Source organism: Staphylococcus sp. HMSC035D11, from assembly GCF_001836075.1.
Lineage (GTDB): Bacteria > Bacillota > Bacilli > Staphylococcales > Staphylococcaceae > Staphylococcus > Staphylococcus hominis.
Window position 1 is genome coordinate 43,763 of sequence record NZ_KV827226.1, and the last position, 8,167, is coordinate 51,929.

Here is an 8,167-nt window from a genome sequence, read left to right on the forward strand (position 1 = left end):
AGTCAATTTTGCGTTTTTTTATTACTATTATTTATGGGAATTTAGGGAATTGACCAAAATCAGGATCGCGTTTTTCTTTAAATGCGTCACGACCTTCTTTTGCTTCATCAGTAGTATAATACAGTAATGTAGCATCTCCAGCCATTTGTTGTAAACCAGCTAAACCATCTGTATCTGCATTCATTGCAGCTTTTAAGAAACGTAATGCTGTTGGTGAATGTTTCATAATGTCTTTACACCAAGCTACTGTTTCATCTTCTACTTTATCTAAAGGTACTACAGTATTAACTAAGCCCATTTCTAATGCCTCTTGAGCATTGTATTGACGACATAAGTACCAAATTTCACGTGCTTTTTTGTGGCCTACGATACGAGCTAAGTATCCTGAACCATAACCAGCATCAAATGAACCTACTTTAGGTCCAGTTTGACCAAAGATTGCATTATCTGCAGCAATTGTTAAGTCACATACTACATTTAATACGTTACCTCCACCAATTGCATAACCTCTCACCATTGCAATAACTGGTTTAGGAATAACACGAATTAAACGTTGTAAATCCAATACATTTAAACGAGGAATTTGGTCTTCACCAACATAACCGCCATGTCCACGTTTCTTTTGATCTCCGCCTGAACAAAACGCTTTATCGCCTTCACCTGTTAAGATAATAACAGAAACATTTTGATCATCACGTGCTCTAGTAAATGCATCAATCATTTCAGTTACTGTTTTAGGTGTAAATGCATTACGTACTTCTGGTCGGTTAATTGTTACTTTTGCAATTCCTTCGAAGAATTCATATTTAATTTCATCATATTCTTTTAGTGTTTCCCACTGTCTAGTCATTTTGCTCCTCCTTTAAAAAGCCTAATACTATTGTATCAAATTCCGCTTCATCTTCCACATGAATTGTGTGACCTACATTTTTTAAAATACGGATTTGATAGTTTTTAATTTCTTGTGCCATTTTTTTAGCAGTATTAACGAATTTTTCATCTAATTCTCCTGCTAGAATAAGGCAATCACTTTTTATACGCTTAATATCTCCCCATAAATTAGGCATATGTCCAGTCCCATAATCTCTTAAAGCTTTCGCTAATTTATTAGGATCCTGCGAAAGTCGCATACGACGCATTGCCTGTTTTTTATTATCATCTAATAGATATTGTGTTTGAAATAAAGGGAGTTTTTCCCAATCATTTACAAACACTTCAATTCCAGCTATTTCTAATACACGTCCACGTGCTTGATCGATAGCCTGTCGTTCTTTACGTAAAGCTTCGTCAGCAATGCCTGGCGATGTACTTTCTAATATTAATTGTTTGATTTCATATTGACCATATATTGCATAGTAAAGTGCTACGCGCCCACCCATTGAATAGCCTAATAAACTAAATTTATATTTCTCAAATTGAGATAAAACTCGATTTATTTGTTCCATTATATACGGAAAGTCCCATGTTTGATCTGTAGGTGAGTCATCTTTGCCATGTCCAGGTAAATCAATAGTTAAAATATTACATTGAGTAAGAAACGCCTCTATATGATTCATATACGTTTGACTATCACTAATAAAACCATGAAGTAAAATTAATAATTGATTGCTTGGATGATCAGATTTATAAAAATTATAATGTAACATTTAAAATCTCACTCAATTTCTGATATAAAAGTTGATGTTGTTCTAAGTTATCTTCACGATTTGTAATCATTTCATATATATATGAATTCATATTTGAAAATGATACTTGAGAAAAATCGGTAATATTATTCAAACGTTTAAATGAAAAATCATATAACATGGCAGTATACTCAAAATTTAGTCCAGTTGGTGTACCAAATAGACGTTCAAAGTATTGCTCTGCTGCTGTTTTTTGAGGCAAATAAGAAAATATACCTCCACCATCGTTGTTAAGTATAACAATATTAATATGAATATCGTTTAATTTAGCCATTAATAATCCATTCATATCATGATAAAAAGCTAAATCTCCAATCAGTAATGTCACTCTTTTATGTACTGCCATACCTAAAGCAGTAGAAATAACGCCATCAATACCATTTGCACCTCGATTAGCATACACTTCTACTTCACTATCAAATAATAAATTATCTACATCACGAATAGGCATACTATTACTTACAAATAATGCATCATCTTTAGTGAGTTTTTGAATCAGTGTACTTACAAATGCTGATTCATCTGTCGCTTGAGACATATGTTGAGTGATTGCTTTACGAGATTGTGCTTCTATAGATTGCCAACGTTCAATCCAATCCTTACGATTTACTGTTGGTTCATTCACTAAACTTCTGAAGAAATCATTTGCTGATATTTCATATGAGATGTGTGGCGGTGTTGGAAATACATCAATTTTATCATTATTTTGAACTAATATTTGAAATGCATTTGTGCGTGTAAGCCATTGATTTAATTTTTTAGAAATAACTGGTTTACCTACACGTATAATAAAATCAGCATCAATATTTAAATGAGAACGGTATAATAAATCATATGTTGTAATAACATTAGGATGGTTAAACTTGCGTAATTGACTAAGTGGATCTGCAAGAATTGGTAAATCATGAATTGTAGCGTAAGTTAAAATTTGATCGACTGCTTGGTGCTGCATATCCCCTACAATAATAAGACCTTTCTTATCTTTTAATACATTTTTTATATCTTGTATATCTATATTTTTTTGATAATGAGGCAATATTTTATGTTCAGATTTTAAATTCTCAGTCATTTCAAGATCTGGTGTTAACGGTTCTCTAAATGGTAAATTAAAATGTATTGGACCACGGTGTGGACCATATAAATATTGACTTGCAATTTGCATTTGATAATTGATAGTATTGAGCATTTCTTGACTGCCATCAGCTACAGGCATATCAAATTGGAAGTTAATATAATTTGCAAACATATTGACTTGGTTAATCGCTTGTGGTGCGCCTACACTTCTAAGTTCGTGTGGACGATCGCTAGTTAATACTATAAGCGGTATACGGCTGATTTGACTTTCGGCTATAGCTGGCGTGTAATTAGCAGCCGCTGTTCCAGAAGTACATAAAATCGCAACTGGACGTTCGCTTCCTTTAATTAATCCTAAAGCAAAAAAAGCTGCGCTACGTTCATCAGGATGTATCCAAGTTTTTATATTTGGATGCGCTTCAAATGCAATCGCTAAAGGAGTCGAACGTGAGCCCGGACTAATAACGACTTCTCGCACACCATAGGCATATAACTCTGATGCAAATGTATAAACTTGTTTAGTTAAAGCTTCTTTATGATTCATTCTCATTCACTACTCCTAAAGCATTCATCATTGGTGAAAATTTCACCGACGTTTCTTCAACTTCACTTTCAGCATTAGAATCTTTTACGATACCACAACCTGCAAATAAAGTAGTTTGATTTTGTTTAATTAACATAGAACGAATAGCCACAATAAATTCACAATCATCATCTACATCGATATATCCAACTGGAGACCCATATAATCCTCGTGTGCCAAACTCATTTTTTTCAATATAATCAACTGCTTCTTTCTTAGGATAACCACCTAAGGCAGGTGTAGGATGCAACTCATCAATTAAACTAATATACGAATGATTCAATAATGTTCCTTTTATTTCAGTATACAAATGATACATATGATCATTTTTTAAAATATTAGGTTTTTGATTGTACTCTACATTTTCTACATAAGGTTCAATATCATTTAAAATACTTCTAACGACAAATTGATGTTCACCTAGATTTTTACTGTCTTGTAGAAATGCTTGAACATTTTTTTCATCTTTTTCAGCATCTTGTGTTCGAGGAATGGTTCCTGCTACAGCCTTCGTAGATAATACACCGTCTTCAACTTTTAATAATTGCTCTGGTGTTTGAGAGAAGAATACAGATTGGTTAGACTCTAGAATAAATAAGTAACTATTTTTCTCATTGTTTAACGCACGATTAAGTACATAAGGAATACTAATTGGCTTATCAAACTTAATTAAACGACGTCTCGCAAGCACTACTTTTTGATCTTTATCAAGTTGTTCAATCGTATGACTTACAAGATCTTTCCACTCATCAACATAAATATCTTCCATGCGTGTTACATTGCCTAAAGCTGTCTCTCGTTCTGTCGTATCGACTTGAGTATTTTCAAAATAATTAATAATTTGATTTAATTTTTCCATTTCAAATTGAGCTTTTTCAACTGTATATGTCAAAATGGTTTGATTGTTAACTGAAGAAATAAGTACTTCAGGTACCACAAAATGATTAATCCCAAATTCACGCCACTCATCATCAGACTTATGATTTGAAAATTGGAATCCCCCTACTATTTTAAGGTGATGCTTTTGCGTATTAACATGAATTAGTTCTACATCGTTTTTAAATTTTTCCCATTCCCGAAAGATAGATTGTTTATTTTCAAAGTTATTCTTAAATCTTTGAATTGCATGATAGCCGAAAAATGAAGACATATTATCGTTTAATCGCAAATAAAATCGATCTCCAGCTTGTTTTTCAGTTAAATTAAATAATTCACTTGGTGTTAAAGATTTATTTAACACGACTTCAACAGAAACCCAGTTTTTATTGCTTTCATATATAGATTCCATAATTTTGTCTTCCATTAGGTTGGCAGCCATTCATTTCACTTCTTTCATTATCTTTTTTTACTCATTAAAGTATTGTAACATTTTTCGTTATTCATCGTATCATAATTGCTTAATCAATTTAGAGAAATATTTCACGTTGATTGACCTTTCTTACCTATTCCTATAAAATACATATGTTAAAACTTTATATTATAAGAGGTAGATTACATTATGGCAGATCAATATCAACAATATTCAACTGTTAGAAAATATTGGCATTTAATGAGACCTCATACTTTAACCGCGTCTATTGTCCCTGTATTAGTAGGAACAGCGACAGCTAAACTTTTCTTACTGGGCAGTCAAGATCATATTAAATTCAGCCTATTCTTAGCAATGTTAATCGCATGCCTTTTAATTCAAGCAGCGACTAATATGTTTAATGAATATTATGATTTTAAAAAAGGATTAGACGATCATACATCTGTAGGCATCGGTGGCGCGATTGTTCGAAATGGTATGAGTCCAAAACTTGTCATGAATCTAGCAATTGCTTTTTATATTATTGCCGCTTTACTTGGTATATATCTAGCTGTTAATAGTTCATTTTGGATTATTCCAGTTGGTATTGTATGTATGGCAATTGGTTATTTATATACTGGTGGACCTATTCCTATTTCATGGACGCCATTTGGTGAATTATTCTCCGGATTATTTATGGGTATGATTATCATTTTACTTGCATTCTTTATTCAAACAGGTAATGTGAATGGTTTTGTTGTTTGGATTAGCTTACCTATTGTCATTACAATCGGGTTAATTAATATGGCTAATAACATTCGTGACCGTGTTAAAGATAAAGCAAGTGGTCGTAAAACCTTATCTATTTTATTAGGTAAAAAAGCTTCTATTACGTTTATGGCAGCAATGTATATCTTAGCTTACTTAATCGTAATATTTACTGCTTTATTCAAATCAGGCGGCTCATTATTCTACTTGTTAGTATTATTCTCATTCCCAATGCCAATCAAAGCAATTCGTCGTTTTAATAAAAATGATACACCAGCAAGCATGATGCCAGCGATGGCAGCGACTGGCAAAACGAATACAGTCTTTGGTATTTTGTACGCTTTGGGTATTTATATCAGCGCACTTTTAGGTGGAATCTAATTTGTTTTAACTAGCATTGTGTTTTAACAATGCTAGTTTTTTTATTATTATATATATATCATATGTAGATAATCATGGCCATATAAATTAATATCTTCAACCCATTTGAAACCTAGTTGTTTATAAAGTTTAAGTGCTTTCTCATTATTATAATCACAATTTAAACTCCATTTTTTATTAAAACTTGTGGTGATCAAGTGTTCCAACAATTGTGTCGCAATACCTTGTCCTCTATAATCAGGCGATGTGACCACTGCTTCAATATACCACTCATCATTTTTAGCTTCTTTTATAGGTAAAGGTGTTCCAACTAATCTGATATCTTCTTCAAGAGGCAGTTGGTTCCATTGTTCTTCGTACTCCATTTCTTTTGAACCATCATAAGCGATAATACAACCGGCCACTTCATTATTCTTTTCATATACCCATATATTTTTATAATAGGTACGATAATGTACATTAACTATACTAAGTTCAAGCAAATTAATCATACGTTTTTTAGAAATTTCCTTTACAATGTCAAGTTCCATATCTTTCCATATTAAATAATAAAGTTTTGCAATTTGCTTATTATCACTTGGTGTCGCTTTTCTAATCATATTTATCCCTCCATCTACATCATACTCATCTTCTTACAAGAAATTAAATATTATAGTAAGTATAAACTGATTCTTTTATAAGTGACATTCTTGATTTTAGTCATAAATTACTTACAATATGAAAATAAGGAGGCATCCATAATATGAGAGTAAACAAAACATTATATGTATTATGTGCATTGTTCTTAGGTGGTGTTGGGATTCACAAGTTCTATGCAGATAAAGTTGGACAAGGTGTATTACATTTGGTCTTCTTTTGGACACTTATTCCAACAATTGTTTCGATTATTCATGGCATTATCATTATCTTTACTACTAAAGCTGATAATAATGGATATATTTTTATACCCAGATAAAAACAAGCGAAAGTTTTTAAACTTTCTTCTTTAAATTAAAGAAAATGGGGTATAAATTAATAATAGTTTTAAAAAGGAGAATGTGACTATGAAAAACTTTATTAAACGTATTGTGAGAACAATTATTACAGGCTATGTCTTAAAATGGATTAAAAATAAAATAGAAGGAAATTCAAAAAGAAAATAATTTAAAAAGGTCTATTCACTTTATTTTAGAGAATAGACCTTTTTATAGTGATTCATTGGAACCGGATTTACTCATTGAGAAATGCCTCCAAATGTTTTAATTCAGTAGTATATTGATTAAAATCATCTTCATTTCTATTAACCAAAGCTTCATCAATTAATGTTACAAGTTGTTTCTTTCTTTCTAAACGTAACGCTTCGTCAATCACAAGTTCTACACCTAAATCATTCACCGTCGTTACAAATTCTTCTAGTGTGGTATGTTTAACATTTGTATTGTAATACATAAGATTCACTACCTTTCTATTAATTTAAAAATAGTATACAAGCTTTTTATTTTGAAATCAATGAATATTCAGACTTTTCTAAATAAATTAGTGTAATTTTATTTTTAAATAATAACTTGACAACATATACTTTTTTTATATAATAATTTTATATTATTAATCACTCTTCGTGTTTAATAATAAATAATTAAATAAGGAGCTGATCTTATGACTCAGTTCAATAAACCTCCTAATACGATTTATGTCATACGTAAAGGTGATATGGTGATTAGACCTACATTTGACGATCATCAACAACCGAACGGCTCAGAAATCCTCAAATTCGATACCTCACGAGAAATAAGTCCTTTTAAAACTCAAAAAATTATTGAACGATCTTGTAGATTTTATGGCAATAACTACTTAAGCAAGAAAGCTGAAACTCAACGCATTGCTGGAATAACTAGTAAACCTCCCATCCTTCTCACACCATTGTTTCCAACTTACTTTTTCCCAACACATTCAGACCGTTTAGAAGAAAATATATGGATTAATATGCATTATATTTCTGATATTAAGCCATTAAAAAACAGAAAGAGTAAAATTATCTTTGCAAATCAAGAAGCACTAACATTAAATGTATCTTTTCATAGTTTATGGCATCAATATTCTAATTCTATTTTCTATTACTATATGATTGATAAACAAGCAAGAATGAAATCTAATAATCCAGATATGCCAATCGATTATGAAAAAACATCTTTAAATATTTTTGAGGCACTTTCACACTATTCTTTATTAGAAGATAAATAGCTGTATGTTTATTTTTAAAATATACGGAACGATTATATTAATTTAGTGTAAATGTTCCGTATATTTTTTAAAGATAATCTCTTGCAAATTTTAAGATTATTGATATAATTGTATTTGTATTGATTGAAGAACACGTTATATTATTCCGCAGTAGCTCAGTGGTAGAGC

Annotated in this window: 10 protein-coding genes; 4 read left to right on the top strand and 6 right to left on the bottom strand. The window is 31.1% G+C overall.

Going from position 1 to position 8,167, the window contains the following annotated elements; translation table 11 throughout:
* Positions 1-31 precede the first annotated feature (31 nt).
* From menB to HMPREF2647_RS02505, 4 genes are read right to left on the bottom strand one after another with little or no spacing between them, the layout of a single operon-like run.
* Positions 32-850: a 1,4-dihydroxy-2-naphthoyl-CoA synthase gene (gene menB / locus HMPREF2647_RS02490; RefSeq protein WP_070859479.1), complete on the bottom strand. Its 819-nt coding sequence runs from the start codon at positions 848-850 to the stop codon at positions 32-34.
* On the bottom strand, positions 843-1,646 hold the full coding sequence (gene menH, locus HMPREF2647_RS02495; RefSeq protein ID WP_070548910.1) for a 2-succinyl-6-hydroxy-2,4-cyclohexadiene-1-carboxylate synthase: 804 nt from the start codon (positions 1,644-1,646) through the stop codon (positions 843-845). The genes menB and menH overlap by 8 nt, the downstream gene beginning before the upstream one ends.
* Positions 1,633-3,303, bottom strand: a complete 1,671-nt coding sequence (menD, locus tag HMPREF2647_RS02500; protein ID WP_025987184.1) for a 2-succinyl-5-enolpyruvyl-6-hydroxy-3-cyclohexene-1-carboxylic-acid synthase — start codon at positions 3,301-3,303, stop codon at positions 1,633-1,635. Before menD ends, menH begins: the two co-directional genes overlap by 14 nt.
* Positions 3,293-4,660 (bottom strand): isochorismate synthase, encoded by a 1,368-nt coding sequence (locus HMPREF2647_RS02505; RefSeq protein WP_017175788.1) that lies wholly within the window; start codon positions 4,658-4,660, stop codon positions 3,293-3,295. Before HMPREF2647_RS02505 ends, menD begins: the two co-directional genes overlap by 11 nt.
* Positions 4,661-4,840: 180 nt before the next feature.
* Between HMPREF2647_RS02505 and HMPREF2647_RS02510 the strand changes: the two genes are divergently transcribed.
* Positions 4,841-5,779, top strand: coding sequence for a 1,4-dihydroxy-2-naphthoate polyprenyltransferase (locus HMPREF2647_RS02510; RefSeq protein WP_019835346.1), 939 nt, complete (start codon positions 4,841-4,843; stop codon positions 5,777-5,779).
* Between the two features lie 47 nt (positions 5,780-5,826).
* Here the strand turns inward: HMPREF2647_RS02510 and HMPREF2647_RS02515 are convergent, their stop codons facing one another.
* Positions 5,827-6,378, bottom strand: a complete 552-nt coding sequence (locus tag HMPREF2647_RS02515) for a GNAT family N-acetyltransferase (RefSeq protein WP_017175790.1) — start codon at positions 6,376-6,378, stop codon at positions 5,827-5,829.
* A 143-nt stretch (positions 6,379-6,521) separates the two neighbouring features.
* Between HMPREF2647_RS02515 and HMPREF2647_RS02520 the strand changes: the two genes are divergently transcribed.
* Both HMPREF2647_RS02520 and HMPREF2647_RS11430 read left to right on the top strand, forming a co-directional pair.
* Positions 6,522-6,734 carry a TM2 domain-containing protein gene (locus tag HMPREF2647_RS02520; protein WP_017175791.1) on the top strand — a complete coding sequence of 71 codons (213 nt, stop codon included), beginning with the start codon at positions 6,522-6,524 and terminating at the stop codon, positions 6,732-6,734.
* A gap of 88 nt (positions 6,735-6,822) precedes the next feature.
* Positions 6,823-6,921, top strand: a complete 99-nt coding sequence (locus HMPREF2647_RS11430) for an SAR1012 family small protein (RefSeq protein ID WP_017175792.1) — start codon at positions 6,823-6,825, stop codon at positions 6,919-6,921.
* Positions 6,922-6,988: 67 nt separating this feature from the next.
* Here the strand turns inward: HMPREF2647_RS11430 and HMPREF2647_RS02525 are convergent, their stop codons facing one another.
* Positions 6,989-7,207, bottom strand: a complete 219-nt coding sequence (locus HMPREF2647_RS02525; RefSeq protein WP_002488353.1) for an IDEAL domain-containing protein — start codon at positions 7,205-7,207, stop codon at positions 6,989-6,991.
* 207 nt (positions 7,208-7,414) lie between these two features.
* On the opposite strand from HMPREF2647_RS02525, the gene HMPREF2647_RS02530 reads away from it, so the two are divergent.
* A complete protein-coding gene (locus HMPREF2647_RS02530) occupies positions 7,415-7,999 on the top strand; it encodes a competence protein ComK (protein WP_017175793.1) in 585 nt (194 codons plus the stop codon).
* Positions 8,000-8,167 lie beyond the last annotated feature (168 nt).